The organism is Sphingopyxis jiangsuensis, assembly GCF_016734905.1.
In the GTDB taxonomy this organism is placed as follows: Bacteria; Pseudomonadota; Alphaproteobacteria; order Sphingomonadales; family Sphingomonadaceae; genus Sphingopyxis; species Sphingopyxis jiangsuensis.
On record NZ_JAERPO010000002.1, the window covers coordinates 510,432 to 536,212 of the forward strand.

Annotated in this window: 26 protein-coding genes; 4 read left to right on the plus strand and 22 right to left on the minus strand. The window is 66.6% G+C overall.

Going from position 1 to position 25,781, the window contains the following annotated elements; translation table 11 throughout:
- Positions 1-2: 2 nt before the first annotated feature.
- From modA to JI743_RS09200, 4 genes are all read right to left on the minus strand, one after another.
- Positions 3-767: a molybdate ABC transporter substrate-binding protein gene (gene modA / locus JI743_RS09185; protein WP_201928017.1), complete on the minus strand. Its 765-nt coding sequence runs from the start codon at positions 765-767 to the stop codon at positions 3-5.
- Positions 768-792: 25 nt separating this feature from the next.
- On the minus strand, positions 793-2,136 hold the full coding sequence (locus JI743_RS09190) for a PepSY-associated TM helix domain-containing protein (protein WP_201928018.1): 1,344 nt from the start codon (positions 2,134-2,136) through the stop codon (positions 793-795).
- Positions 2,137-2,150: 14 nt separating this feature from the next.
- Positions 2,151-2,471, minus strand: coding sequence for a hypothetical protein (locus JI743_RS09195; protein WP_201928019.1), 321 nt, complete (start codon positions 2,469-2,471; stop codon positions 2,151-2,153).
- 134 nt (positions 2,472-2,605) lie between these two features.
- The gene (locus JI743_RS09200) at positions 2,606-2,998 is read right to left on the minus strand and encodes a hypothetical protein (protein ID WP_201928020.1); all 393 of its coding nucleotides are present in this window, start codon (positions 2,996-2,998) and stop codon (positions 2,606-2,608) included.
- Between the two features lie 117 nt (positions 2,999-3,115).
- Here JI743_RS09200 and JI743_RS09205 point away from each other — a divergent pair, with 117 nt between their 5' ends.
- Positions 3,116-4,009, plus strand: a complete 894-nt coding sequence (locus JI743_RS09205) for a hypothetical protein (RefSeq protein ID WP_201928021.1) — start codon at positions 3,116-3,118, stop codon at positions 4,007-4,009.
- Positions 4,010-4,030: 21 nt separating this feature from the next.
- Here JI743_RS09205 and ligA read toward each other — a convergent pair whose 3' ends face one another.
- From ligA to JI743_RS09230, 5 genes are all read right to left on the minus strand, one after another.
- Complete coding sequence (gene ligA, locus JI743_RS09210) at positions 4,031-6,184, minus strand: NAD-dependent DNA ligase LigA (protein WP_201928022.1); 2,154 nt, start codon at positions 6,182-6,184, stop codon at positions 4,031-4,033.
- Positions 6,185-6,230: 46 nt separating this feature from the next.
- Positions 6,231-6,923: a GNAT family N-acetyltransferase gene (locus JI743_RS09215; RefSeq protein ID WP_314817366.1), complete on the minus strand. Its 693-nt coding sequence runs from the start codon at positions 6,921-6,923 to the stop codon at positions 6,231-6,233.
- Entirely contained in the window at positions 6,920-8,590 is a 1,671-nt protein-coding gene (gene recN, locus JI743_RS09220) for a DNA repair protein RecN (protein ID WP_201928023.1), read from the minus strand. Before recN ends, JI743_RS09215 begins: the two co-directional genes overlap by 4 nt.
- A gap of 134 nt (positions 8,591-8,724) precedes the next feature.
- Complete coding sequence (locus JI743_RS09225) at positions 8,725-9,519, minus strand: outer membrane protein assembly factor BamD (protein ID WP_201928024.1); 795 nt, start codon at positions 9,517-9,519, stop codon at positions 8,725-8,727.
- A 61-nt stretch (positions 9,520-9,580) separates the two neighbouring features.
- Positions 9,581-10,243, minus strand: coding sequence for a peptidylprolyl isomerase (locus tag JI743_RS09230; RefSeq protein ID WP_201928025.1), 663 nt, complete (start codon positions 10,241-10,243; stop codon positions 9,581-9,583).
- A 110-nt stretch (positions 10,244-10,353) separates the two neighbouring features.
- Between JI743_RS09230 and JI743_RS09235 the strand changes: the two genes are divergently transcribed.
- Together JI743_RS09235 and JI743_RS09240 are read left to right on the plus strand one after the other, a co-directional pair.
- Positions 10,354-10,716 carry an ArsR/SmtB family transcription factor gene (locus JI743_RS09235; protein ID WP_201928026.1) on the plus strand — a complete coding sequence of 121 codons (363 nt, stop codon included), beginning with the start codon at positions 10,354-10,356 and terminating at the stop codon, positions 10,714-10,716.
- A 2-nt stretch (positions 10,717-10,718) separates the two neighbouring features.
- Positions 10,719-11,252 carry an SRPBCC family protein gene (locus tag JI743_RS09240; RefSeq protein WP_201928027.1) on the plus strand — a complete coding sequence of 178 codons (534 nt, stop codon included), beginning with the start codon at positions 10,719-10,721 and terminating at the stop codon, positions 11,250-11,252.
- Between the two features lie 342 nt (positions 11,253-11,594).
- Here the strand turns inward: JI743_RS09240 and pnp are convergent, their stop codons facing one another.
- The 6 genes from pnp to JI743_RS09270 form a co-directional block, all read right to left on the minus strand.
- On the minus strand, positions 11,595-13,901 hold the full coding sequence (pnp, locus tag JI743_RS09245) for a polyribonucleotide nucleotidyltransferase (RefSeq protein WP_201928028.1): 2,307 nt from the start codon (positions 13,899-13,901) through the stop codon (positions 11,595-11,597).
- Positions 13,902-14,191: 290 nt separating this feature from the next.
- Entirely contained in the window at positions 14,192-14,461 is a 270-nt protein-coding gene (rpsO, locus tag JI743_RS09250) for a 30S ribosomal protein S15 (protein WP_201928029.1), read from the minus strand.
- Positions 14,462-14,486: 25 nt separating this feature from the next.
- Positions 14,487-15,443 carry a tRNA pseudouridine(55) synthase TruB gene (gene truB, locus JI743_RS09255; RefSeq protein WP_201928030.1) on the minus strand — a complete coding sequence of 319 codons (957 nt, stop codon included), beginning with the start codon at positions 15,441-15,443 and terminating at the stop codon, positions 14,487-14,489.
- 33 nt (positions 15,444-15,476) lie between these two features.
- Complete coding sequence (locus JI743_RS09260; RefSeq protein WP_236659841.1) at positions 15,477-15,899, minus strand: DUF6491 family protein; 423 nt, start codon at positions 15,897-15,899, stop codon at positions 15,477-15,479.
- Positions 15,900-15,944: 45 nt separating this feature from the next.
- Positions 15,945-16,499, minus strand: coding sequence for a GNAT family N-acetyltransferase (locus JI743_RS09265; RefSeq protein WP_201928031.1), 555 nt, complete (start codon positions 16,497-16,499; stop codon positions 15,945-15,947).
- Positions 16,492-17,094 carry a thymidine kinase gene (locus JI743_RS09270; protein ID WP_201928032.1) on the minus strand — a complete coding sequence of 201 codons (603 nt, stop codon included), beginning with the start codon at positions 17,092-17,094 and terminating at the stop codon, positions 16,492-16,494. The genes JI743_RS09265 and JI743_RS09270 overlap by 8 nt, the downstream gene beginning before the upstream one ends.
- Positions 17,095-17,237: 143 nt before the next feature.
- Between JI743_RS09270 and JI743_RS09275 the strand changes: the two genes are divergently transcribed.
- The gene (locus JI743_RS09275) at positions 17,238-18,659 is read left to right on the plus strand and encodes a WS/DGAT/MGAT family O-acyltransferase (RefSeq protein WP_201928033.1); all 1,422 of its coding nucleotides are present in this window, start codon (positions 17,238-17,240) and stop codon (positions 18,657-18,659) included.
- A gap of 7 nt (positions 18,660-18,666) precedes the next feature.
- On the opposite strand, the gene JI743_RS09280 is transcribed toward JI743_RS09275, so the two are convergent.
- Genes JI743_RS09280 through rimP form a run of 7 tightly spaced genes read right to left on the minus strand, consistent with a single transcriptional unit; the run spans position 18,667 to position 25,657 of the window.
- Positions 18,667-19,374: a hypothetical protein gene (locus JI743_RS09280; RefSeq protein WP_201928034.1), complete on the minus strand. Its 708-nt coding sequence runs from the start codon at positions 19,372-19,374 to the stop codon at positions 18,667-18,669.
- Positions 19,371-19,772: a 30S ribosome-binding factor RbfA gene (rbfA, locus tag JI743_RS09285; RefSeq protein WP_201928035.1), complete on the minus strand. Its 402-nt coding sequence runs from the start codon at positions 19,770-19,772 to the stop codon at positions 19,371-19,373. The genes JI743_RS09280 and rbfA overlap by 4 nt, the downstream gene beginning before the upstream one ends.
- Positions 19,773-19,814: 42 nt before the next feature.
- The gene (locus JI743_RS09290; protein WP_201928036.1) at positions 19,815-20,111 is read right to left on the minus strand and encodes a GIY-YIG nuclease family protein; all 297 of its coding nucleotides are present in this window, start codon (positions 20,109-20,111) and stop codon (positions 19,815-19,817) included.
- A 54-nt stretch (positions 20,112-20,165) separates the two neighbouring features.
- Positions 20,166-22,694: a translation initiation factor IF-2 gene (gene infB / locus JI743_RS09295; RefSeq protein WP_201928037.1), complete on the minus strand. Its 2,529-nt coding sequence runs from the start codon at positions 22,692-22,694 to the stop codon at positions 20,166-20,168.
- Between the two features lie 17 nt (positions 22,695-22,711).
- On the minus strand, positions 22,712-23,482 hold the full coding sequence (locus tag JI743_RS09300) for a DUF448 domain-containing protein (protein WP_201928038.1): 771 nt from the start codon (positions 23,480-23,482) through the stop codon (positions 22,712-22,714).
- Positions 23,463-25,112 (minus strand): transcription termination factor NusA, encoded by a 1,650-nt coding sequence (nusA, locus tag JI743_RS09305; protein ID WP_201928039.1) that lies wholly within the window; start codon positions 25,110-25,112, stop codon positions 23,463-23,465. Before nusA ends, JI743_RS09300 begins: the two co-directional genes overlap by 20 nt.
- On the minus strand, positions 25,112-25,657 hold the full coding sequence (gene rimP / locus JI743_RS09310; protein ID WP_236659842.1) for a ribosome maturation protein RimP: 546 nt from the start codon (positions 25,655-25,657) through the stop codon (positions 25,112-25,114). The genes nusA and rimP overlap by 1 nt, the downstream gene beginning before the upstream one ends.
- Positions 25,658-25,781: the final 124 nt, after the last annotated feature.

The window sequence follows — 25,781 nt, forward strand, 5'->3', positions numbered from 1 at the left end:
GCCTAGGGCGCTGCAAAACCATGGCGCGCGAGGATCGCGCGGCCGTGGAGCGAGAGGAGGAAGGCGCGAAAGGCAGCGGCGTCGCGGTGGCGCGAGGCCTTCAATATCGCGACGGGATAGCGGATCGGCGGGTGGCTCGACGCGGGGAAGAGCGCGACCTGCCGCACGCGGCGCGAGGCGCGCGCGTCGGTCGCATAGACGATGCCGAGCGGCGCGGCGCGGCGCTCGACGAGCGCGAGCGCGGCGCGGACATTTTCGGCCGGGGCGAGCTTGGGCGCGACGCTGTCCCACACACCATAATGGGCGAGCGCCGTCTTGGCGTAGCGCCCCGCGGGGACTGCGGCAGGGTCGGCGATCGCGAGCCGTCCGCTGCCGAGCGCGGCAGCGAGGGCGAAGCGCCGCTGGATCGCAATTTCGACCTTGCTCCCCGCAGGCGCGATGAGGACGAGGCGGTTGGCGGCGAGCGTCGCACGCGTTCCGCCGCGCAGCCGCCCGGCGCGCGCGAGCGCGTCCATCCACGCTTCGTCGGCCGAGACGAACAGGTCGGCGGGCGCCCCCGCCATCGCCTGCCGCGCGAGCGCCGACGATGCCGCGAAGGACAATAAGGGCCGCGCGTGCCCCCGCGCCGCCCAGGCGTCGGCCGCCTCGCCCAGCGCCCCTTGCAGGCTCGACGCCGCGAGCACGACCGGGCCGCGGTCGGCGGCGTGCGCCATCGCGCCTGCGAACAGTGCGGCAAGCATCAAGGCAAGGCGGGCGAAGCAGCGCATTTGTCCCGCCATAACGCGGTGCGGCTCAACCCGCCAGTCGGACCCCGAGCCACCTTGCCGCGCGCGGCAGGCGCGGGAGGAGCAAATTGTCGACGATCCACAGCAGGATCAGCGATGCGGCGAGCAGCGGGAGCAGCGCGGCGAGGAGCAGGACGATCGCCGCGACGCCCCTTGGCCGCGCCGGATCGCGCGGCGCGGGCGGCGCGCCGAGCGCATCGCCGGGCCTGCGCCGCCACCACATCAGGAAGCCGGTGACGCTGAGCAGTACGAGTGCGAGCGCGGTCGCGACGCCGACAAGCTGGTTCGCGAGGCCGAAGAGCTGCCCCTCGTGCCAGGCGATGCCGACGCCGACGATGCGGTCGACGACATGCTTGTCGGCGAAGCCGCTGCGCGACACTTCGATGCTGGTAACGGGGTCATAGCTGACCTTGCGGACCCGCGGCCGGTTCTGCGTCAGGGTGGTCAGCGTCCAGACATTGCCGTTGGGCGGCCCGAACAGGTTGGGCGCGCCGGGCGGCTGGATGATCGCCGGGGCGGGCATCGCCTCGCTCCGCGCGCGCATGACGATATAGGCGAGCGGCGCACGCGGCACGGGACCGGCGGGGGCGGCTTGTGCCATCGCGGCATGGTCGTGCGCGGCGTGCGGATCGCCCCCGCCGCTTTTCCAGTCCTGCGTCCCCGCAACCCAGCCCATTTCAGCGCGCAGCGCGCGAAAGCCGCTCGCCCAGACGTCGGTCCACGGCAAGGCGGTGAGCAGCAGGACGAGCGCAAGCCCCGACACCCAGAATCCGGTCACGGAGTGCAGGTCGCGAAGCGCCGTGCGCGTGCCGAGCGCGAGGCGCGGCCAGGCGACGCCGGCGAGCCCCCGCCCGCGCGGCCACCAGAGGTAAAGGCCGGTGAGGATCATCACGATCGCCCAGTTCGCCGCAAGCTCGACGAGCAGACCGCCCGCGCGGCCGATCAGCAGGCTGCCGTGGACGCGCGACAGCCAGGCCGAAATCCGCGCATCGGGATCGGCCGCCCCGATCACCTCCCCCCGCGGCGACACGGCGACGTCGCGCATGCCGCCCGACGGCAGGCCGAGATGGACTACCGCGGCGTCGCCGGGCGCTTCGGCGATGCGGTAATAGTGAAAGCTTGCGCCGGGAAAGGCCGCGAGCGCCGCCGCGACCTGCGCGTCGGCATCGACCGACCGCCCGGTGGGCAGCCCTCGCCATTCGCGTTCCTGCCAGCGATCGAGCTGCGGCTTGAAGAGATAGGCCGCGCCGGTGAGCGACAGCAGCAGGATGAAGGGGATGACGAACAGCCCGGCATAGAAATGCCAGCGCCAGATCGTGCGGTAGAGCGGTATCGGGCGGACGTCGGTCATCGCCTTCGCTCCCCCTAGAAGCGCGCGCGCACGCCGGCCGAGACGGCGCGGCGCTCGACGGGGTAATAGATGGCCGATGCGTCGGTCACCGTGATCGCGGCGCCGATGTCGCCGATTGCCTTTTTGGCCGTGACGTTGCGAACATCGACGAAGGCATCGACGCCCTCGGCAATTGTCGCGCCGCCGGTCACGCCGATGAGGGCATAGCCCGGCGTCGCGACGCGATTGCGATAGTCGGCGTAAGGGCCATCGGGCACCCATTCGAGGTTGGGCGCGACGTGCAGCGCGGGGGCGAGCGCCAACAGCGGCGCCCGGCGGGTCATATAGTCTTTCATTGAATGATCCTTCGCGGGAGAGCGAGTGCAGGCCGCATCGAGCGGCCGTCGTCTCGTCATCCCGGCGAAGGCCGGAATCTCGACCTGGCCTTGACATGCACCGGCGAGATCCCGGCCTTCGCCGGAATGACGCTCTACGCGAAGCTGGGTGGGCCGGTACTCGGCGGGAGCGGCGAAGCGATGCCCGGCGCGAAGCCGAGCGATGCCGGGGTGGCAGGAACCGCCGCGAAGCCCACCGGCGCGGCGGGAAGAACAGCCCCTTCGGGAAGCGGCGGGGCCGCCGCGAGCGCGCCCCACGGGCAATGCTGCTGCGCCTCACCCGCGTCATGGCCGCCGGCGCGCTCGATCGGGATGTCGATGGTGCCGCCGGGATTGGCAGGGTCCGAACAGATGCGGACGGTTATCGACCCGCTCGCATCGCTTTCGAGCATCCAGCCCGGCGCAGCGAGCATCCGCGCCGCGAGTGCGAACAGCACCGGCAGCAGAAGCAGGATGCCGGGACGGCGCAAGGCGGCGAGCAGGCTCACGGCGCGCGCTTTATGGCGGACACGCACCGCTGGCAAGTCGTGGCCTTCCTTCCGTCGAAACCCCAAGGGCTTTGGTCGAGCGATGTTGGCTCCCACCGGTTGAACCGCTGACGCTAATTGACTTCACTCGATGAAAAGAGGAATTTATCCGCCATGTTCAGACCCCGTGTCGCGGTCGCCCTCGCGATCCTGATATCGCCCGTTCCGCTTCACGCCGCCCAATCGGACTGCCCCGACGTGCTCGACTATGCTGAATGGCAGGAATCGCGCGCGCAGCAATGGAATTTTCAATCCTCCGCGCTTTCCATCGTCGGAGCACGCCATTCGCGCGATCCGGCCGACGGCCAGTTTGCGGAGATTGATGCCGCGATCGAAGATTTTCGTCCAACTGTGGTTTTTTACGAGGGACCGGATCGCGGCATGGCCGCGACCGTGAGCGAAACGATCGCCGATTTCGGCGAGTCGGGCTTTTTGCGATATCTGGCGCGCGAACGCGGCGTCCCTGCCCGTTCGCTGGAGCCTTCCCCCGCGGATCAGATGAAGGAACTTCAAAGCCGGTTCCCCGTCCACGAGATTCTGTTGTTTTTCACTCTGCGCGAAGCGGTTCGCCTGCGGGACCGCGAAGGCCTGTCCGGAGCCAAGCTCGACGCGCGAATCGGTGCGCTTCTGGAAAGTATGAGGTCACTGGCCGCAGCCATAGGTCTAGATCAGTCCATCGGCAGCGTCGCCGACCTCCAGCAGCAATCCGAGCGGCTATGGCCGGGACGCCGGTGGCAGGACGCCGAGGCACGATGGTTCTCGCCAACCGCCGATGACGAGGAAACCGGCGGCGTTGTAATGGGAGCGATCAATCGCGCCGACAGCAGCATTCGCGACCGCCACTTTGTGCGACTGTTGGCCGAAGCGGTGCGGGCGGGCGAGAGGCCGTTTGTCGTCGTCGGGCGTAACCATGTGCCGATGATCGCGCCGGCGCTAACCTGTGCGGTCGGCATGACAGCGGGCGAACGATAGGCACCGGCATCGCTCGCCTGCCTAACCCGCCGCCTCCACAATCGCCGCCCATGCGGCCTCGTCGATCACCGGAATGCCGAGCGCCGCGGCTTGCTTGAGTTTCGACCCCGCGCCCGGCCCCGCGACGACAAGGTCGGTCTTGGCGCTTACCGAGCCCGCAGCCTTGGCCCCCAGCTTCTCCGCCTGCGCCTTGGCTTCGTCGCGGCTCATCGTTTCGAGCTTGCCGGTGAAGACGACGGTCTTGCCCGACACCTCGCTCTCGCGCGTCTCGACGACATAGGGCGGCGGCGAGACTTGCGAGAGAAGGTCGTCCCACAGGTCGCGATTGTGCGGTTCGTGGAAGAAGTCGGCGAGCGCCTCGCCGACCGCGGCGCCGATGCCGTCGGCGCGAACCTCGAGGATCGCTTTGATCGCCTCCACCTTGCGCGCCATATATTTGCCGTCGGATTCGCCTTCGTCCTGTGGATGCTCGGCCAGATAGGCGTGAATTTCCTGCGCCTTGGCGGGGAGCCGCGCAATGTCGCCCAGACCCTTCATCAGGTCGCGCGCGGTCACCGCGCCGACATGGCGGATACCGAGCCCGAAGAGCAGGCGCGCCGCGTCGGGCTGGCGCTTTGCCTCGATCGCGGCGAGGAGGTTTTCGACCGACTTTTCCTTCCATCCTTCGCGCGCCAGCAGTTCGTCGCGATGATTTTTGAGGCGAAAGATGTCGGCGGGTCCCTTGTCGAGCCAGCCGAGCGCCAGAAACTCCTCGATGCTCTTTTCGCCCAGCCCCTCGATATCGAGCGCGCCGCGGCTGACGAAATGGCGCAGGCGTTCGAATTTCTGCGCGCCGCAAATCAGCCCGCCGGTGCAGCGGACATCGACCTCGCCCTCTTCGGCCACCGCCTCGCTGCCGCACACCGGGCAGTGGTCGGGAAAGACGAAGGGCACGCGCTCCTCGTCGCGGGTCAGGTTTTCGACGACCTGCGGGATGACGTCGCCCGCGCGCTGGACGACGATGCGGTCGCCCGGCCGCACGCCGAGCCGTTCGATCTCGTCGCGGTTGTGCAGGGTGACGTTCGAGACGACGACGCCGCCAACGGTGACGGGAGTGAGGCGCCCCACGGGGGTCAGCTTGCCGGTGCGCCCGACCTGGATGTCGATCGCCTCGAGCGTCGTCTGCGCGCGTTCGGCGGGGAATTTGTGCGCGATCGCCCAGCGCGGCGCCTTTGCCACGAAGCCGAGCCGCGCCTGCCAGTCGAGCCGGTCGACCTTGTAGACGACGCCGTCGATGTCATAGGGCAGCTCGGCGCGGCGGCGCTCGATGTCGGCATAATGGGCGAGCACCGCCTCGACACTGTCGAAGCGCGCGAGCAACGGCGACACCGGGACGCCCCAGCCTTCGATGCGCTTCATCATCGCAAATTGCGTGTCTTCGGGCAGGTCGCTGACCTCGCCCCAACCGTGCGCGAGAAAGCGCAAGGGCCGTGCCGCGGTGACGCTCGCATCCTTCTGGCGCAGCGAGCCCGCCGCGGCGTTGCGCGGGTTGGCGAACTGGCGCGCCTTGTCGGGATCTTCGGCCTCGGCGAGCAGGCGCGCGTTGAGCGCGGCGAAATCGGCCTTGGCCATATAGACTTCGCCGCGGATTTCGAAAACGTCGGGAATGTCCGTCGCGGGGGCGACGAGTGATTGGGGAATGTCGGCAATCGTCGCGACATTCGCGGTGACATCCTCGCCGACGCTACCGTCGCCGCGCGTCGCCGCCTGGACGAGCACGCCCCTTTCGTAGCGCAGCGAACAGGACAGGCCGTCGATCTTGTCCTCGGCCGTAAGCGCGACCGGCTCGTCCTCGCCGAGGTTGAGGAAGCGGCGGACGCGTGCCGCGAATTCGGCGACATCCTCGGCCGCAAAGGCGTTGTCGAGGCTCATCATCCGCTGCGCATGCGTGACCTTGGCGAGCGGCGACGCCTCGACCGCGGCACCGACGAGCTTGTTCGGACTGTCGGCGCGGATCAGGTGCGGGAAGGCCGCCTCGATCGCATTGTTGCGGCGGACGAGCGCGTCATAATCGGCGTCCGAAATCTCCGGGCTGTCCTCGGCGTGATAGAGCCGGTTGTGGTGCACGATTGCCTTGGCGAGCCGCATCAGCTCGTTCGCGGCGTCAGCCTCGGTCAGCGATTCGATGTCCTTCATCGGCCCGTCTTTGCCACCGGCGCACAGCGCTTGCGAGGGGCAATTCTCAATCGGTGCTCCGCGCCACCACCAGCGGATGAATTTGCCGCCGGTGCCGAAAGCCCAGCGATTCGTAGAGCGCAATAGCGCCCGCATTGTCGGCATAGCTGTGGAGGAAGGGCGTCTCGCCGCGTGCGACCATTGCGCGCATGACATGGCCGATCAGCGCGCGCGCAAGGCCGCGACCGCGGCAATCGGCCCAGGTCGCGACGCCGCTGACTTCGGCCATGCCGGGCATCAGCATCCGCTGCCCCGCCATCGCAAGCAGGCGGCCATTCTCGCGGACACCGAAAAAGGGGCCGTAAAGATGCGTCTTCGGACCCCACGGCCCCGGCTGCGCATGTTCGGCGAGCGCCCGCATCTCGGCAGCGTCGGCCTCGCCGAGCGCGACGATGACGGGCTCGTCGGCGCGCGGCGGGGGCGGGGGGCCTTCGGCGACCATCTGCGCGAGCACCGCGCGCTTGACCTCGCGCGTAGCGGGCGGGAGCGGCGGCGGCGCGCCTTCGACGATCCACAGCTCGCCATCGGCAGGAACGAGCGCCGCGAGCGCCGCCTGCGCCTCCGCCCCCTCGTCCGCCGCCGCGCCGAACGGCCCGTACCCGCGATCAATCCGCACCGCGCGCGCATCGCCCTCGGCCAGATGCGCCTGCCGCCCGGTGAGCATCGACCAGATCGGGCGGTCGAGCGGGTGCGCGATCACGCCGCCACCTCCAGCAACCGCTCCGCCTGCGCCCGTGCCTCTTCCGTCACTTCGGCGCCCGACAGCATGCGCGCGATTTCCTCGCGGCGGCCGGCTTCGTCGAGCGCGTGGACGCTCGTGCGCGTGACCGTTCCTTCGCTCGATTTGGCGATGACGAAATGCGCCGCGCCCTTGGCCGCAACCTGCGGACTGTGCGTCACCGCGAGCAATTGCTTGCCCGCGCCCGCGAGCCGCGCGAGCCGCTCGCCGATCGCGCTCGCAACCGCGCCGCCGACGCCGCGGTCGATTTCGTCGAAGATGATCGTGTCGGCGCCGCCCTCTTCGGCGAGCGCGACCTTGAGCGCGAGGATGAAGCGCGACAATTCGCCGCCGCTCGCGATCTTGGCGAACGGGGCGAAGGGCGCGCCGGGGTTCGTCGCGATGAGGAATTCGACGCGGTCGATGCCGTCGGCGCCCCAGCGTTCGGCGGGCAGCCGCTCGACGAGCGTCCGGAAGCGCGCGGCGTCGAGTTTCAATGGCGCAAGCTCGCCCGCGACCGCGGCGTCGAGCCGTGCCGCTGCCTTGGCGCGCTGGTCCGACAGCGCGGTCGCGGCGTGGGTGTAGGCGGCGGCGCTTTCGGCGACCGCGGCTTCGAGCTTTGCGAGGCCGGCGCTGCCGCCCTCGATCGCGTCGAGCCGCGCCGCGAGGTCGTCGGTGAGCGCCGCAAGTTCGTCGGGCTGGACGCCATGTTTGCGCGCCATCGCGCGCAGTTCGAACAACCGCGTCTCGGCGGCTTCGAGGCGGTCGGGGTCATATTCCATCGCACGCGCCGCCTCGTGCAATTTCGTCTCGGCCTCGTCGGCGTCGATGATCGCGCGGTCGAGGCTCGCGAGCGCTTCGGCAAGCAGCGGGTGATCGCCCGCGAGCCGGTCGAGCCGCCGCGCCGCGCCGCGCAGCAGCGCCGGGCCGCCCGCGCTGCCGTCGAACGCCTCCATGATCGCGCCAAGGTCGCCCGCGATCCGCTCGCCCTTCTGCATTGCGGCGCGCGCCTCGGCGAGTTCGGCCTCTTCACCCGGCTGCGGCGCGAGCGCGCGAAGCTCGGCGACGCAATGCTCGAGCCATTCGCGGTCGCGCGTCGCCTCGGCAATCGCGGCGCGTGCCGCGGCGAGCCTTTCCTCGGCGGCGCGCCACGCGGCATGCGCGGCGGCGACCGCGCCCGTATCGGCGCGCGCATAGGCATCGAGCAGCGAGCGATGCCCCGCCGGTGCGAGCAGGCCGCGGTCGTCGTGCTGGCCGTGGATTTCGACGAGGTGGCCGCCGACCTCGCGCAGCAGCGCCGCCGAGCAGGGCTGGTCGTTGACGAACGCGCGGCTGCCGCCATCGGCCTTGAGCGTGCGGCGGATCAGCAGCGGTTCTCCGGGGTCGAGCGCAATGTCGTTGTCGGCGAGCAGCGCGGCGAGCGCGGTACCGGACGCAGGCGGCGCGAAGCTCGCGGTCACCTGCGCGCGGTCGGCGCCCTGACGAACGAGTGCGGTGTCGGCGCGCATCCCGAGCGCCAGCCCGAGCGCGTCGAGCAGGATCGACTTGCCCGCCCCTGTCTCACCCGTGAGCACGCCCAGCCCCGCCTCGAATTCGAGGTCGAGCCGCTCGATCAGCACAATGTTGGCGATGGACAAAGCGGTCAGCACGGCACGTCCTTACCGCAGAACAAAGGCAGAATCTATTCGGTAGTAACATGTCGCCCCCGCGTAGGCGGGGGCCGCAGGAAAGGTTGCGCAAGAACGACAGCGGCCCCCGCCTGCGCGGGGGCGACGTTCGGGCATCAGGCGGCCGGTGCGTGCTTCTGCATCAGGTCGTAGGCCCGGTCGTACCATTCGCTGCCCGGGTAGTTCGCCCCGAGCACCGCGGCCGACTTCTTGGCTTCGGACGGGATGCCGAGCGCGAGATAGCATTCGGTGAGGCGATAAAGCGCCTCGGGCGCGTGGCTCGTCGTCTGATATTTGTCGGTCACCTCGCGAAAGCGGATCGACGCGGCGAGCCAGTTCGAGCTGCGCTGATAAAAGCGGCCGATCTCCATCTCCTTGCCCGCGAGGTGATCTTGCACCAGGTCGACCTTCAGGCGCGCGTCAGCGGCATAACGGCTGTCGGGATAGCGACGGATGACTTCCCCGAGCGCATTTTTCGCCTGCTCGGTGATCTTCTGGTCGCGGGTGACGTCGCTGATCTGCTCATAATAGCTGAGCCCGATCAGATAATAGGCGTAGGGCGCGTCCTTGTTGCCGGGGTGGATCGACAGGAAGCGCTGCGCCGCCTCGATCGCCGGGGTATATTCGCGGTCCATATAATAGGAAAAAGCGCTCATCAGCTGCGCGCGGCGCGCCCATGGCGAATAGGGATGCTGGCGTTCTACCTCGTCGAACAGCGCGGCGGCGAGGCCATATTGCTGGCGATCGAGCCGCTCCTGCGCCGCACGATAGAGCGTGCTGACATCGCGCGCGACATAGCGCGTGTCCTTTTTGACCCCGCCGCCACCGGCGCAGGCCGCCAGCAAGGGCGTGATAACAAGAGCGGCGGCGAGCAGGCGCGTCGAGGCGCGCAGGGAGGAACGCTGAGTCATGCGCGCGGTATAGCCACAGCGCCGATGAACGCAAAATAAATGATGGGGGTCCGCCGCGCCTTTATGGCGCCTTGACGACGCAACCCTTCGGCGCGTCGGCGGGTGCGGGAACGCGGCGCGCGCTCCTGATCGCAACCTGCGGGTCGAGCATCTGGCCGAGCATTACGCCTTCGCCCAGCGTCTCCGAAATCGGCGCGGCGTAGATTTTCTCGGCGACGTCGGCGCCCGCGACCAGTTCGCCGAACACCGCAAAGCCCGCGCCGTCGCCGCCCTGCGCGTCGGCGTCGAAGCCCTTGATGTCGGACAGCAGCACAAAGAAATCGCTCGTTGCATCGCCGGGGTTGAGCCGCGCCATCGACAACGCGCCCTTGCAGTTGGTCAGACCCGTCTGCGTCGTCGGCTCGTGCGCGATGGGCGGGAAGTTGAGCCGCGCGTCGCCGCGATTGCCCGCCTGGACGAGCATGTTCGCCGGCCCCCAGCTGCGCGTCGAGCGATAGAATTTGAAGCCGTCGAGCCGCTTTGCGTCGACGTAGCGGAGGAAATTCCTGGCCGTCACCGGCGCACGCCGATCCTCGATCCGGACGATCATCGTGCCGAGATCGGTGACGAGCGCCACATGCGGGCGTGTGTCGGGTTCCACCGCCGGGGCAGCGGGTTCGGGCGCGGGAGGCGTATCGGCGGGCTGGGCGGCAAGCGCGAGCGCCGCGAGGAGAGTCTGCAACATGCCCGCCATTATGCGGCGATCGCGGCAGCGGCGAAAGCCCCAATCGCCCCTCCCGACAATATTCAACCTGGTGGTTGACAATACTCGGGCGAAGCAGCATATTTAACCACATGGTTGAACATGATTCGCAGACACTCGACACAGTCTTTCAGGCGCTCGGCGATGCGACGCGGCGCGCGATGCTCGCGCAGCTCGCCGAGGGCGAGAGCACGGTGAGCGCGCTCGCCGAGCCGCATGCCATGTCGCTCGCCGCGGCGTCGAAGCATATCAAGGTGCTCGAACGCGCCGGCATGGTCCGCCGCGAGGTGCGTGGCCGCACGCATATCTGCAGCCTCGAGCCCGCGCCGCTGATGAGCGCCGACCGGTGGATCGGCATGTACCGCCGCTATTGGACCGGACGCCTCGACGCGCTCGAAGCGCTGCTGCGCGCCGATCCCGCGAAAAATCCCCTCCCCCCGAAAAAAGGAGAATGACGATGACCGCAATGCTTGCCGACGACGCCTATGGCGTCGTGACCGAACCCGCGACGCTGACGCTGCAACGCCTGCTTCCCGGCCCCATCGACCGCGTCTGGTCCTACCTCACCGATGGCGAGCTTCGCCGCCAATGGCTCGCCGCGGGCGCGATGGAAGAAAAGGTCGGCGCGGCGGTCGATTTCGTGTGGCGCAACGACGAACTCACCGACCCGCCGGGCAGCCGCCCCGACAGCTTCGATGCCGAGCACCGCATGACGTGCGAGGTCACCGCGATCGATGCGCCGCGCAGCCTGTCGATCACATGGGGCAGCACCGGCGGCGTGACCTTCACGCTGGAAGAGAAAGGCGGCGAGGTGCTGCTGATCATCGTCCATCGCCGCATCGAGGACCCGGCGGTCCTGCTCAACGTCAGCGCCGGCTGGCACGCGCATGTCGACGTGCTCGAAGCGCGGCTGCGCGGGACCATGGCCGCGCCGCACTGGGACAATTGGTCGCAGCTTCGCGCGGTATATGCCGAGCGGCTGTTCGATTGATCTTGCCTTTGGTCGAAGTCGAGATGTCCGTCGGGATAGGCGGTGTATCGATGGGTGTCTCGACCTCGCTCGACACGAACGGACACAGGAATGTTGGAAAGCGGCCGAAAGCGGCCATCAGATCCTCCCTGTGCCGCAGGCATGGGGAGGTGGCAGCCCGCAGGGCTGACGGAGGGGCTGATGGCGCAGCGTCGCGGCCCCTCCACCCCTCGCTACGCGAGCGGTCCCCCTCCCCATGGCTTCGCCACAGGGAGGATTTAGCAGCAGCTCCCCACCCCGAAGCCGAAATAAAAAAGGGGCCGCTGAACAGCGGCCCCTTTCGTCAATCCGTAACCGGAAAGATCAGTCCTTCAGGAAGTCGGGCACATGGCCCTGATCCTCGGGGACATTGTCGCTGCGTTCGCGGCGCGGACCGCGATCACCGCCATCACGGCGCGGGCCACGGTCGCGGCCGCCACGGCCACGATCGCCACGATCGCCGCGGTCGCCGCCATCACGGCGGGGGCCACGATCACCGCGCGGTTCGCGCGCCGGGCGGGTGTCTTCGAGTTCCTCGCCGGTTTCCTGGTCGACGACGCGCATCGACAGGCGGACCTTGCCGCGCGGGTCGATCTCGAGCACCTTGACCTTGACTTCCTGGCCTTCGCTCAGGACGTCGGCGACCTTTTCGACGCGCTCGTTGCGGATTTCGCTGACGTGGACGAGGCCGTCCTTGCCGCCCATGAAATTCACGAACGCGCCGAAATCGACGAGGTTGACGACCTTGCCGTCATAGATCTTGCCGACTTCGGCTTCCTCGACGATGCCCGCGATCCACTTGCGCGCGGCCTCGATCTGGTCGAGGTCGCTCGACGAAATCTTGATCAGGCCTTCGTCGTCGATGTCGACCTTGGCGCCGGTGGTCGCGACGATCTCGCGGATCACCTTGCCGCCCGTGCCGATGACGTCGCGGATCTTCGCCTTGTCGATCTGCATCGTTTCGATGCGCGGCGCATGCGCCGACAGCTCGGTGCGGGCTTCGCCCAGCGCCTTTGCCATCTCGCCAAGGATGTGCGCGCGGCCTTCCTTCGCCTGATTGAGCGCCGCTTCAAAGATTTCGCGCGTGATGCCCGCAATCTTGATGTCCATCTGCATCGTGGTGATGCCTTCGGACGTGCCCGCGACCTTGAAGTCCATGTCGCCGAGATGGTCTTCATCGCCCAGGATGTCCGACAGGATCGCATAATCCTTGCCTTCGAGGATCAGGCCCATCGCGATGCCCGACACGGGGCGCTTGATCGGCACGCCGGCGTCCATCATCGACAGCGAACCGCCGCACACCGACGCCATCGACGACGAACCGTTCGATTCGGTGATGTCGCTGGTCAGGCGGATCGTATAGGGGAATTCGTCCTTCGTCGGCAGCACGGGGTGCAGCGCGCGCCACGCGAGCTTGCCGTGACCGACTTCGCGGCGGCCCGGCGCGCCGAAGCGGCCGACTTCACCGACCGAATAGGGCGGGAAGTTATAGTGCAGCATGAAGTGCTGGTACGACAGGCCGTTGAGGCCGTCGATCATCTGCTCCGCATCCTTGGTGCCGAGCGTGCAGGTCGCGATCGTCTGCGTCTCGCCGCGGGTGAACAGCGCCGAGCCGTGGGCGCGGGGCAGGAAGTGCGTTTCGGCGACGATCGGACGAATCTGCGTCGTCGTGCGGCCGTCGATGCGCTTGCCTTCCTTGAGGATGGCGGTGCGGACGATTTCGGCTTCGAGCTTCTTGGTGAGCTTGATGCCCGCCATCACCTGCTGCGGCTCGAGGCCGTCGGCGGTGAACTGTTCCTTCGCCTTCGCGCGCGCTTCGTTGAGCGCGTTCGAGCGCGCCGACTTGTCGGTCAGCTTGTAGGCGGCGGCAATGTCCTTGCCGATCAGCTTCTTGAGCTTGTCCTTGAGCGCGGCATTGTCGTCCGACGATGCGATTTCCCACGGATCCTTGGCGGCCTGTTCGGCAAGGCTGATGATCGCCTTCACGACTTCGCGGCACGCGTCGTGCGCGAACATCACGGCGCCGAGCATGATCTCTTCCGACAGCTCATTGGCTTCGGATTCGACCATCATCACCGCATCGTGCGTCGCGGCAACGACGAGGTCGAGGTCGCCTTCGGCAACCTGCTCGTCGGTCGGGTTGAGGATATATTCGCCGTCGACATAACCGACGCGCGCGGCGCCGATCGGGCCCATGAAGGGCACGCCCGAAATGGTGAGCGCGGCCGACGCCGCGACCATCGCGAGGATGTCGGGCTCATTGTGGCCGTCATAGCTCAGAACCTGGGCGATGGCGTTGATTTCGTTATAGAAACCTTCGGGGAACAGCGGGCGGATCGGACGGTCGATCAGGCGGCTGACCAGCGTTTCCTTTTCGGTCGCGCCGCGTTCGCGCTTGAAGAAGCCGCCCGGGATGCGCCCGGCGGCCGAATATTTTTCCTGATAATGGACGGTGAGCGGGAAGAAATCCTGCCCGTCCTTCACCGACTTCGCGGCGGTCACGGCGCACAGGACGACCGTTTCGCCCAGCGTCGCCATCACGGCGCCGTCGGCCTGGCGGGCAACCTTGCCCGTTTCGAGCGTCAGCGTTTCACCGCCCCACTCGATCGATACTTTTTTCACGTCAAACATGTGGTTTCCTTCGCCCGCCTGGCCCTATGCCGGGCGGGGCCTCTGTTCCGGGCAGTCCGGCCCGGGCGGTGCGGGGCGTCTGTCTGCCCCAAATGGCGAACCCGCCGGATGCGGGCAGCCCCTTGAACAACCCAACGCCGCTCTTCCCGAGAAGCCATTGAGCCTGTCGAATGGCGTCTCGAAGGATCGCAAGGCCCTTCGAGACGGGCCTTCGCCTTCGCTCAGTCCCTCCTCGGGGCGAACGGAGACTTGGTAAGCAAACGGCCCCGGAGCGGGGCCGTCCACCGTCATTATTTGCGAAGACCCAGCTTCGCGATCAGGTCGGCGTAGCGGCCTTCGTCCTTCTTTTTCAGATAGTCGAGGAGGCTGCGACGCTTGTTGACCATCATCAGCAGCCCGCGGCGGCTGTGATTGTCCTTGTGATGCGCCTTGAAATGTTCGGTCAGCGTGTTGATGCGATCGGTGAGGATCGCGACCTGAACTTCGGGCGAACCCGTGTCACCCTTTTCGCGGGCGTGTTCCTTGATGAGTTCGGCCTTGCGTTCGGCAGTAATCGACATGTCATTCTTCCTTCGACATCGATGCTTAGAGATTGAAGCCCCGCACGACCTTCAGCGTTCCCGCCAAAGCCTCCACCAGTGCGACGGGCCGCTTTTGGCTGTCCCGTCCCCAATAGAGCCCGTCCTGCGTGCTTTCCCCGGTCCAGACGCGACCCTGACGGATCGCCCCTGCCGCTTCCGGGGAGAGGTCCAGAGCCGGGATGTCGACCAGCCCTGCCTCCAGCGGCAGAAATATCTCTGATTGCGCGGCCCCTTGGCCGAATGCGTTCAATTTGTCCAGCGAAATCGCCTGATCGAGCGTGAATGGTCCCGCTTTGGTGCGGCGGAGCATCGTCACATGCCCGACGCTGCCGACCGCGCGCGCAATGTCGCGTGCGAGGGAGCGGATATAGGTGCCTTTCGAGACGTGTGCGGTGAGGGTCAGGGATTCGATGCCCCCTCCCCCACCCTCGTCTCCCCGGACTTGATCCGGGGTCCATTCGGCGCCCGCGGCAATGGATGCCGGATCAAGTCCGGCATGACGAAGGGAATAAACCGTCACCCCCCGCGCCTTCATCTCGACGGCTTCGCCCTTGCGCGCAAGATCATAGGCGCGCTCGCCATCGATCTTGATCGCCGAATAGGCCGGCGGCACCTGTTCGATTGGCCCGGTGAAGCGCGGCAACACCGCCTCAATCGCCGCCAACGTCGGCCGTACGTCGCTTGTCGCCACAACGTCGCCCTCGGCATCCAGGCCCGCGGTCTCGGTCCCGAACTGCACGGTAAAGTCATAAATCTTGCTCGCGTCGAGCATCCGGCCGCAAAGTTTGGTCGCCTCGCCAAGCGCGATCGGGAGAACCCCCGACGCCAGCGGGTCGAGCGTGCCGCCATGGCCGACCTTGACCTTGCCGAGCCCCGCCTCGCGGCACACGCGCTTGACCGCGCCGACCGCCTGCGTCGAGCCGAGGCCCACGGGTTTGTCGAGGATGATCCAGCCGTTCACCTGCGCGCCGCTACGGTGCGCGCGGGCCGCTTGTCAATTTGCGACTGCGTCCTCGGCCGCATCGGCGGCCTTCTTGTCTTCCTTCGACGCACCCTCCTTCGATGGTGGCGGTGCCGAGGTCACGAAGGAGACAAGCGGGCAGCGCTCGCCGCGCACGAGGATGGTGGCGAAGCGGTCAAGTCGATTGACGCCGCGCGAGTCGACCGCAATCTGCGGTGCAAAGTCGATGTCGCGGCAAATTCCGGCGAAGGTTCCATAGAACCAGTCGCCCCGGCGATCCTGCACCCAGATGCCGCGGTCGCGATCGGCGCGCCAGTTGCGGATCGTCGAGTCGCTCGGAAAGACGATGCTGGCTTCTTCGCCGAGCGCGCGCGGCGCCTCGGCGGGCTCGTTGGCCGCCGCTGCCGAAAGGGGTAGCAGCGAAGCGGCCAGGGAGAGTGCGAGTATCTTGTTCATGGCAGCACCTCTATCATGCGAAAGCTGAACCGCCACTGACGGATATTACGACCGGTCGCGCAGACCGCCCGTCCATTCGTCGGCGAGGATCGACCAGAGCGCGGTGTCGCGGCGGTGCCCCGTCCAGATGATACGTTCGGCGCGCAGCGTCCCTTCCTTGGTACCGCCGAGCTTGGCGACCGCCGCCTGACTGCGCTTGTTGCGTTCATCGATGCGGAATTCGACGCGGCGAAGGCCGACGGAAAAGCCGTGGTCGAGCATCAAGCGCTTGATGCGGCGGTTGATCCCGCTGCCCCGCACATCGGGAACGATATAGCTGTTGCCGACCTCGGCCGTCTGCGCCGACCAGTCGGGGCGCAGCCACGCGGTCATGCCAATCAGCCGGTCGCCGTCGAAAATGGCATAGGGCATACGCACGTCATTGCCGATCAGCGCGCTAAAGCTGGCGTCGAAATGATCGGGATCGAAACTCGTTGCGTAGATGGGCCAGATGTCGGCATCGAGCGCGCACGCCGCGCGCAACTCGTCGCGGTGCGCCTCGACCAGCCGGACGAGGCGCAACGTTCCATCGGCCAGGTCAATATAAAGCCGGTCACGCATCGAGGCGCCCCTGCGCCGCTTCGCGCCGCTTTTGCATGAAATGGCGGCGGCACATCGCGACATAGCGGTCGTTGCCGCCGATCTCGGTCTGCGCGCCCTCGACCACCGCGCGGCCCTGTTCGTCGACGCGCAGGTTCATCGTCGCCTTGCGCCCGCATTCGCACACCGCCTTGAGCTCTACGAGCGCGTCGGCGAGACCGAGGAGCGCCGCCGATCCGGGAAAGAGGTTTGCAGCAAAATCGGTGCGCAGACCATAACAGAGCACGGGGATGTTGGCCTCGTCGGCAAGCCGCGCGAGTTGCAGAACTTGCGCGCGCGACAGGAATTGCGCCTCGTCGACGAGCACACAGGCGAGCGGACGGTTGCGATGCTCGGCGGTCACGCCTTCCCAAAGGTCGCTTTCGGGATCGAATTTATGCGCCTCCGCCAGCAGGCCGATCCGGCTGGTGATCTGTCCCGCGCCGTACCGGTCGTCGAGCGCCGCGGTCCACAGCATCGTTTCCATCCCGCGCTCGCGATAGTTGAAATCCGCCTGCAACAGCGTCGTCGACTTGCCGGCATTCATGCTGGCATAATAGAAATAGAGCTTGGCCATTGCGGTGCCGATACTGCGCCGCCCCGGTTTCGCCAATCCTTCTTGTGCGCGGTCGCTCCTCCGCGGCTTTGCTTGACTCGCCACCGGCCCCTGTCATGCTGTGCGCGACAGCAACGCAGCATTTGGACGGGGGAGAGCTGCCGATGCGTCTGATGCCGGTCACCGACGCGATGTTCCTGTGGGGCGAGAGCCGCGAGACGCCGATGCACATCGGCGGCATCAACCTCTATACCTTGCCCGAAGGCGCCGACGAAACCGAATGGCTCCGCGATCAACTGGCCCTGCTGCGCCAGTCGGAAGGATTGCGGCGTCCGTTCAGCGAGGTGCTGAAGCTCACCGCGCTCGGCCAATACGGTCCGATCCGGCTCGAGCCCGACCGCGACATCGACATGCACTATCATGTCCGCGCCGCAGCGCTGCCCAAACCGGGGCGCTATCGCGAAATGTTCGAGCTGGCGTCGCGGCTCCATTCGAGCCTGCTCGACCGCACACGGCCCCTGTGGGAAATCACGCTGATCTCGGGGCTTCCCAACCGCCAGATCGCGACGTTCAAAAAGGTGCACCACGCGCTGATGGACGGGGCGGCGAGCATCCATTTCTATAATTCGATGCTGTCGGCAGACCCCGACGAACGGCGGAGCGCCTCGCCGCTCTCGGTCGAGGCCTATGAAGCCTATAAGCGCCTGTTCCCGCCGCCCAAGAAGCCGCCGCGCCCGAACCTGATGGACATCAAGGCGATCGGCGATTTCCTGAAGGAGCAATGGGGAAACAGCGTCGGGGTGACCAAGGCGCTGAACCAATATCTTGCGGCGATGTTCGGGATCGGCGGCGACGGGCTTGTGACGCCTTTCGCGGGCGTGCCGCGCACCAGCTTCAACCGCAACATCACCGGCGCGCGGCGCTTCGTCGCGCAAAGCTGGTCGCTCGATCGCGTGCGCGCGATGGGCAAGGCCTATGACGGCACGATCAACGACGCCGTTCTCGGCATGTGCGCGGGCGCGATGCGGAAATATCTGCAATCGCTGAACGAGCTTCCCGACAAGCCGCTCAAAGCGATGGCGCCGGTGTCGATCCGCCCCGCCGACGACGTCGATTCGGGCAATTCGGTCGCATCGGTGACCGCCAATCTGGCGACGCATATCGACGATCCGGCGACACGAATGGCGATGATCCAGGAATCGATGAACTCGGCAAAGGCGCAGCTCCGCGCGATGACCGCGCAGCAGATCCAGCTTTACACCGCGATCACCAGCTTCCCGATGATGCTCACCGCATTGACGCGCACCGCCGACAAATTTCCGGCCTATTCGGTGACCATCTCCAACGTCCCCGGCCCGCGCGAGCAAATGTACTGGAACGGCGCGCGGCTCGACGGCATGTATCCCGCGAGCATCCCCGTCGACGGCATGGCGATGAACATCACGCAGGTGTCGAACTTCAAGAATATCGATTTCGGCATCACCGCGTGCCGCCGCAGCGTCCCGCACGCACAGCGGATGATCGATTATCTGGAGGAAGCGCTGGTCGAGCTGGAAGCGGCGGCGGGGATCAAGAAGGGGAAGTAGTCAATCGTCAGGAGACCCAGCTCGGCTGGACGGCTATGACGCGCCATTTTCCACTGACTTTTCGCAGCGCGTAATTTTCCCCGCGTCCGCATAAGTCGCCGCAGATCAGCCCAACCTCCATGAAGGCGATATCGTCGGTGACCCATGGCGCCGAATAAATGCGAAGATGGCGTTCTGGAGTATCCCCGCGCAACATGATCCGACTGCGAGCCTCGTTGGCGTCGAGCCCGGAGGGCGCGATAAAATCGACTTTCTGTCGCGATGCGGCAATTTGTAGTCGCGCCAACTTTTTAGCGCTTGGAGATTGCAGACGTCGAATGTCGATGATTTTGGGAAGCGGATTATCTGCATTGATCCCCTGATGGCTTTCCAAGTTTACGCCCGCGTCGTGCCACGACGCCACCAGTAAACGTCCGGCATTCTCACCCAAGTTCACGTCAAGTATCACGCAATCTTCGGTCGCCTCGACCGCGCCGCACGCCTTGGTCTCGATGAACTTGATATGGTCGGGCTTTGCGGATTCGGGCAGCAGCGGCACCGATTGGCCACCAGCCTCGGCATTGCTTATCAACAGATTATAGTCGGCGGCAGCTTCTATGATGTCGAGCGCATCTTTGTGCGACGGTCGCACGAACTCCGGCGACAGAAAAGCAGGCGATAATGCCGCACCGATCGCCACCAGTGTGGCAACGACGAGCGGCGCCACCTGCCTCATTCGCCCTCGCCGCGCTCCAAGTCCCGCGCGACCTTCGGGTCGCGCAGCAGGGCGTCGATGTGCGTCGCCTCGTCGAAGCTTTCGTCGGGCAGGAATTTCAACTTCGCGGCATATTTCATGCGGATGCGGTGCGCGACCTCGCGCTGGAGGTAGGCGGTGTTGGTGCGTAGCGCCTTGATCACCGCTTCCTCGTCCTTGCCGAGCAGCGGCTTCACGAACACCGTCGCATGGCGGAGGTCGGGCGACATGCGCACTTCGGTCACGCTGACCGGATGCCTGGTGAGCAGATCGTCGTGGACGTCGCCGCGCGCGAGGATTTCGGACAGGATATGCCGCACCTGTTCGCCGACGCGCAAAACCCGGACCGAGGGGCCGTCCGATTTTTCGTTATGACGCATTCCACCCTCCAAGTGCCCCCGCGAAGGCGGGGATCCAAAGCGTCACGGCGTCAGCGTCGGGTATAAATCGTTCCACAGCGGATTCATCTCTTCAATCGCGCGCAGTTTCCAGGCGCGTTTCCATTTCTTCATACGCAGTTCGTAAACGCGCGCATCCTGAATATCATCAAAGGCCGCAAACCAGACAAGCGATTTGCAGCCATAATCGCGGGCAAAACCTGCGACGACGCCTTCACGATGCTCCCACGCTCGCTTCGCAAGGTTGCTTGTGACGCCGATATAGATGGTGCCGTTTCGGGCGCTGGCCATGATATAAACATAGCCCGGCCTCGACCCCATCTATCGTGGCTCCATGCCGCTCTGGGCCCCCGCCTTCGCGGGGGCACAAAGAGGTTACAGCGTCCGTTCGCGCAATTCGACCTCGAACACTTCCAGATTGTCGCCCGCCTTGATGTCGTTGGTATCCGACAGCACGACACCGCACTCGAGACCCGCGCGCACTTCGGCAACGTCGTCCTTGAAGCGGCGGAGCGAGGCGATCGTCGTTGCCGAAACGATGACGTCGTCGCGCGTGAGACGCGCGTGGAGCCCCTTGCGGATCGAGCCTTCGAGCACGAGCAGGCCTGCGGCCTTGTCGCGCTTGCCCGCCGGGAAGACTTCCTTGACCTCGGCGCGGCCGACGACGGTTTCGACGCGTTCGGGGCCGAGCTCGCCCGCCATCTCCTTCGCGACCTCCTCGGTCAGGTGATAGATGACGTCATAGTACATGAAGCGCACTTTTTCGCGGTTCGCGATCTCGCGCGCCTTCGCGTTCGGACGAACGTTGAAGCCGATGATCGGCGCGTTGGTCGCGGCCGCGAGCGTGACATCGCTTTCGGTGATCGCGCCGGCGCCCGAATGCAGCACACGGACGCGGATTTCGTCGGTCGACAGCTTGTTGAGCGCGTTGACGATCGCCTCGACGCTGCCCTGCACATCGCCCTTGATGACCACCGGATATTCGATGACATTGGCCTTGTCGGCGAGCGCCGAGAACATGCCCTCGAGGCTGACCGGCGCCTGCGCCGTCCGCTTCTTGAGCGCCTGTTCCTGGCGATAGGCCGCAACTTCGCGCGCGCGCGCCTCGTTGTCGACGACGACGAGCGTGTCGCCCGCCATCGGCACGCCGCCGAGGCCGAGCACCTCGACCGGCATCGACGGGCCGGCTTCCTTGACCTGCTGACCCTGATCGTTGACGAGCGCACGGACGCGGCCGCTTTCTGCGCCGCAGACAAAGATGTCGCCGACGCGCAGCGTGCCGCGGCGAACGAGGATCGTCGCGACCGGGCCGCGGCCCTTGTCGAGCTTTGCCTCGACCACCGTGCCTTCGGCGTTGCGGTCGGGGTTCGCCTTCAGTTCCATGATCTCGGCCTGCAGCGCGATCGCGTCGAGCAGCTTGTCGAGATTGGTCTTCTTGAGCGCCGACACCTCGACATCCTGCACTTCGCCGCCCATCGCCTCGACGATGATCTCGTGCTCGAGCAGGCGTTCGCGCACGCGCTGCGGGTTCGCGCCTTCCTTGTCGATCTTGTTGATCGCAACGATGATCGGCACGCCCGCCGCCTTGGCATGATTGATCGACTCGATCGACTGCGGTTTCAGCCCGTCGTCGGCCGCGACCACGAGAATCGCGACGTCGGTGACATTCGCACCGCGCGCGCGCATCTCGGTGAACGCTTCGTGGCCCGGTGTATCGAGAAAGGTGACGATCGAGCCGTCAGGAGTCTTCACCTGATAGGCGCCGATATGCTGCGTAATGCCGCCCGCCTCACCGGCCTGCACATTCGCGCCGCGCAGCGCGTCGAGCAGGCTGGTCTTGCCGTGGTCGACGTGGCCCATGATCGTGACCACCGGCGCACGCGGTTGCAGCTTTGCCGGATCGTCGACGTCCATATCGTGACGGATGTCGATGTCGGCTTCGCTCACGCGTTTGATTTCATGCCCGAATTCAGTGACGAGCAGTTCGGCGGTGTCCTGGTCGATCGTCTGGTTGACGGTCACCGGCATGCCCATCTTGAACAGCGCCTTCACCAGGTCGGCGCCCTTTTCGGCCATGCGGTTCGCGAGTTCCTGCACGGTGATCGTGTCGGGCACCACAACCTCACGCACCTGCTTCTCGCGCGGCCCGCTCGACACCTGGTGCGAACGCTTTTCCTTTTCGCGCGCACGCTTGAGCGCGGCGAGGCTGCGCGCACGCGCGCCTTCATCCTCGTTGAGCGCGCGGGTGACGGTGAGCTTGCCCGACTGGCGGCGGTGGTCACCGCGATGTTCTTTCTTTTGCTCGGGACGCTTCGGTTCGGGACGTTTCGGCGCCTCGACCGGCGTGAAGCGGCGCGGCGCAGGCGCGGTGCTTGCCGGGCGCGCGGCGGCGACTTCTTCGCTCTTGTCCGCGGCAGGCGCTTCGTCGGCTGGCGTCGCGGGCGCCTCGGGAGCCGGCGCGGGTTCGACCTTGGCTTCCTTCGCCTTTTCCTCGCGCGCTTCGGCGGCGCGAGCCTTTTCCACTTCGATCGCTTTCGCACGCTCGGCCTCTTCGCGGCGACGCGCTTCCTCGAGCGCGGCGAGGCGCGCCTCTTCGGCCTCGCGCAGCAACTGCGCCTGGCGTTCCTGACGCGTCATCAGGCTGTCGGCCTTGGGCGCGGCAGGCTTCGGCGCAGGCGCCGGGGCGGGTGCAGGAGCAGGGGCGGGCGTAGCCTGTGCCTCTTCGGCCTCTGTGGCCGGCGGCGTTTCGCCCGGGCGGCCAAGCACACGGCGGCGCTTCACCTCGACGACCACCGTATTGCGGCGCCCGTGGCTGAATTGCTGCTGCACCTGTCCGGCCTCGACCGTCCGCTTCAGCCCGAGGGGCTTGCGGCTGAGGGTCGGCTTGTCCTGTTCGTCACTCATCGAAACTCATCATTCCTTCAAATATCGCCCGAAATCGGCCGTAGTTCGGCAGAATCCGCGGACGCCGCCCCATTTCCCGCTGCACGGGATATCATGTCGGAAGCGCGGCTCGCCGCGTCCCTACTCCATCCGGTGAAAAACTGCCAGCGGCTCAAATGCGCCAGCACCCGGTCGGCGGCGCGGGCGTCGGTCACACCCAAATGCACCGCGTTCTCGCGCCCCAATGCCATAGATAGGGTACCGCGGTCCACCGGCAAGGTCAGCCCCTCGCGGCCCGACCCTTCGTCGTCCTCGCCAACCCGCCATGCCTGCGCCAGTTTCTTGCGTCCATCCTCGCCCGCGTCGGCCGCGTGGAGGAGCAAGCGGACCTGGCCGCGCCGCGCCGCCTGCTCGATTTTCTCGTTACCCGAAATCAGGGTGCCCGAACGCGATTCGAGCCCGAGCCGGTCGAGCGTCGCGCGTGCGAGCTGTGCCTCGATGCGCGCACCGAGGTCGTCGGGAATCGAAAAATCGCCGGTGTGCAAGGCGCGCGCGAGCCCGCCCTTGAGCTTGCCCTTTGCCTGCGCCGCCTCGAGCGCGGCACGATCGACGCCGATCCACGCGCCGCGCCCCGGCGCCTTGGCATGGACGTCGGGCGCGATGGTGCCGTCGGGGCCGAGCGCGAGGCGCACGAGCCGGTGCGCCGGCGCAACCTCGCCGGTCACCACACAGCGCCTTTCGGGCACGTGCTTCCCGCGCTTCCCCGCGCGGCCGGTTTCGCTCAGCTGATCATTGCGCGGGGTCCGCATCGGCGGCCTCCCCGGTTTGCGGTTCTGCCGAAGCTTCGGCTTCTGCCGGCGCGGCTTCGGGTTCGTCGTCGAACCAGTGCGCGCGCGCCGCCATGATGATCTCGTTACCCTGCTCTTCGCTCAGGCCATATTCGCCCAGCACGCCGCCCTTGTCCTCGGCGCGCTCGCTGCGCGGCGGGCCGCGGCGGTTGTCGCTGCGCTTCTTGGCGATGAGTTCGTCGGTCGCGAGGTCGGCAAGATCGTCGAGCGTCTTGATCCCCGCCTTGCCGAGCACGACCAGCATCGCTTCGGTGAGGTGCGGGATTTCGGCGAGTGCATCCTCGACGCCGAGTTCGCGGCGTTCGGTGCGCGCAGCCTCTTCGCGGCGCTCGAGCGCTTCGCCGGCGCGGCTCTGCAGCTCTTCGGCGAGTTCCTCGTCAAAGCCTTCGATGCCCGCCAGCTCCTCGAGCGGGACATAGGCAACTTCCTCGAGTTCGCCGAAGCCCTCTGCGACGAGGAGCTGCGCGAGCGTTTCGTCGACGTCGAGTTCTTCCTGGAACATCGTCGAGCGTTCGACGAATTCGCGCTGGCGCTTCTCGCTCGCGTCGGCCTCGGTCATGATGTCGATCTGCTTGCCGGTCAGCTGGCTCGCGAGGCGGACGTTCTGGCCGCGGCGACCGATGGCGAGGCTGAGCTGGTCGTCGGGAACGACGACTTCGATGCGCCCGTCGTCCTCGTCGATGACGACGCGCTGCACCGTCGCGGGCTGAAGCGCGTTGACGACGAAGGTCGCGGTGTCTTCGGACCAGGGGATGATGTCGATCTTTTCGCCCTGCATTTCCTGGACGACCGCCTGCACGCGGCTGCCCTTCATGCCGACGCACGCGCCGACGGGGTCGATCGAGCCGTCATAGCTGATGACGCCGATCTTCGCGCGGCTGCCCGGATCGCGCGCCGCGGCCTTGATCTCGATGATGCCGTCGTAGATTTCGGGGACTTCCTGCGCGAACAGCTTTTTCATGAAGTCGGGGTGCGCGCGCGACAGGAAAATCTGCGGGCCGCGGTTTTCGCGGCGCACCGACAGGATGATCGCGCGGACGCGGTCGCCGACGCGCATCAGTTCGCGCGGGATCTGCTGGTCGCGGCGGATCACGCCCTCGGCGCGGCCGAGGTTGACGACGATGTGGCCGAATTCGACCGACTTGACGACGCCGGTGATGATTTCGCCGCCGCGGTCCTTGAACTCTTCGAACTGGCGTTCGCGGTCGGCTTCGCGGACCTTCTGGAAAATCACCTGCTTCGCCGACTGCGCGTCGATGCGGCCAAGGTCGACCGCGGGGAGCGGGTCGACGATGAAATCGCCGATCTTCGCATCCTTCTGCAGCTTCTGGCCCTGCGCGAGATCGACCTGCTTGAAATAATCCTCGACCTGCTCGACGACCTCGACGACGCGCCACAGACGCAGGTCGCCGGTTTGCGGGTCAAGCTTGGCGCGAATGTCGTTCTCGGCGCCATAGCGGGCGCGCGCGGCGCGCTGGATCGCTTCCTCGATCGCCTCGATGACGATGCCCTTGTCGATCATCTTCTCGCTGGCGACGCTGTTCGCGATCGCAAGCAGCTCGGCCTTGTTGGCGGAAATGGCAGTGGCCATCAGTCCTGTCCTTCTTCTTCCATTTCGTCGGCGCCTTCGGTCGAAAGCGGGACGGTTGCAGCTATTAATTTGTCGGTGAGGACGAGCTTTGCCGTGTCGATCGCGTCGAACGACAGCTTGTGTTCGACCTCTTCCTTGTCGATCACCGTGACGAGGTCGCCATCGATACCGACGAGCGTACCGTTGAACCGCTGGCGCCCGTCCAGCTTTTCCTTGAGCGAAATCTTTGCCTCATGCCCCGCCCAGTCGGCGAAGTCGGCGGGGCGCGTCAGCGGCCGGTCGATGCCGGGCGACGAAACCTCGAGCCGATAGGCGCCTTCGATCGGGTCCTTCCCCGCTTCCTCGAGCGCATCGAGCCTTTCGGAGATACGGCGCGACAGGCCGGCGCAATCGTCGATCGTCAGCTGGCGCGTCTCGGGCCGCTCGGCCATCACCTGCAACGTCGGATCGCTCTCTCCGCCAAAGAAGGCAACGCGCACGAGCGCGAGGCCCATCGCCTCGGCTTCGGGCGCGATAATCGCATCAAGGGCTTCAAAATCGACCAAATCCATGTCCCAATCGGCAGACCGGGAACCATGCGCTTTTGGCCGCCGCGGCCCGCGGCCCCGACGTCCTAACTGGTTCACCATGTCTAGGAGTGAGCGTGCATATAGGCGCAACGCGGCGGGT

Excerpts from the sequence above, each read along its gene's own strand:
- JI743_RS09265 (WP_201928031.1), bottom strand. The coding sequence starts at position 16,499 with ATGCGTGACCGGCTTTATATTGACCTGGCCGATGGAACGTTGCGCCTC.
- rpsO (WP_201928029.1), bottom strand. The coding sequence starts at position 14,461 with ATGTCGATTACTGCCGAACGCAAGGCCGAACTCATCAAGGAACACGCC.
- modA (WP_201928017.1), bottom strand. The coding sequence starts at position 767 with ATGCGCTGCTTCGCCCGCCTTGCCTTGATGCTTGCCGCACTGTTCGCA.
- JI743_RS09190 (WP_201928018.1), bottom strand. The coding sequence starts at position 2,136 with ATGACCGACGTCCGCCCGATACCGCTCTACCGCACGATCTGGCGCTGG.
- ligA (WP_201928022.1), bottom strand. The coding sequence starts at position 6,184 with ATGAAGGACATCGAATCGCTGACCGAGGCTGACGCCGCGAACGAGCTG.
- JI743_RS09260 (WP_236659841.1), bottom strand. The coding sequence starts at position 15,899 with ATGAACAAGATACTCGCACTCTCCCTGGCCGCTTCGCTGCTACCCCTT.
- JI743_RS09225 (WP_201928024.1), bottom strand. The coding sequence starts at position 9,519 with ATGACTCAGCGTTCCTCCCTGCGCGCCTCGACGCGCCTGCTCGCCGCC.
- nusA (WP_201928039.1), bottom strand. The coding sequence starts at position 25,112 with ATGGCCACTGCCATTTCCGCCAACAAGGCCGAGCTGCTTGCGATCGCG.
- JI743_RS09300 (WP_201928038.1), bottom strand. The coding sequence starts at position 23,482 with ATGCGGACCCCGCGCAATGATCAGCTGAGCGAAACCGGCCGCGCGGGG.
- infB (WP_201928037.1), bottom strand. The coding sequence starts at position 22,694 with ATGAGTGACGAACAGGACAAGCCGACCCTCAGCCGCAAGCCCCTCGGG.
- JI743_RS09280 (WP_201928034.1), bottom strand. The coding sequence starts at position 19,374 with ATGAGGCAGGTGGCGCCGCTCGTCGTTGCCACACTGGTGGCGATCGGT.
- pnp (WP_201928028.1), bottom strand. The coding sequence starts at position 13,901 with ATGTTTGACGTGAAAAAAGTATCGATCGAGTGGGGCGGTGAAACGCTG.
- JI743_RS09230 (WP_201928025.1), bottom strand. The coding sequence starts at position 10,243 with ATGTTGCAGACTCTCCTCGCGGCGCTCGCGCTTGCCGCCCAGCCCGCC.
- JI743_RS09270 (WP_201928032.1), bottom strand. The coding sequence starts at position 17,094 with ATGGCCAAGCTCTATTTCTATTATGCCAGCATGAATGCCGGCAAGTCG.
- JI743_RS09275 (WP_201928033.1), top strand. The coding sequence starts at position 17,238 with ATGCGTCTGATGCCGGTCACCGACGCGATGTTCCTGTGGGGCGAGAGC.
- rbfA (WP_201928035.1), bottom strand. The coding sequence starts at position 19,772 with ATGCGTCATAACGAAAAATCGGACGGCCCCTCGGTCCGGGTTTTGCGC.
- JI743_RS09240 (WP_201928027.1), top strand. The coding sequence starts at position 10,719 with ATGACCGCAATGCTTGCCGACGACGCCTATGGCGTCGTGACCGAACCC.
- JI743_RS09195 (WP_201928019.1), bottom strand. The coding sequence starts at position 2,471 with ATGAAAGACTATATGACCCGCCGGGCGCCGCTGTTGGCGCTCGCCCCC.
- JI743_RS09290 (WP_201928036.1), bottom strand. The coding sequence starts at position 20,111 with ATGGGGTCGAGGCCGGGCTATGTTTATATCATGGCCAGCGCCCGAAAC.
- JI743_RS09235 (WP_201928026.1), top strand. The coding sequence starts at position 10,354 with ATGGTTGAACATGATTCGCAGACACTCGACACAGTCTTTCAGGCGCTC.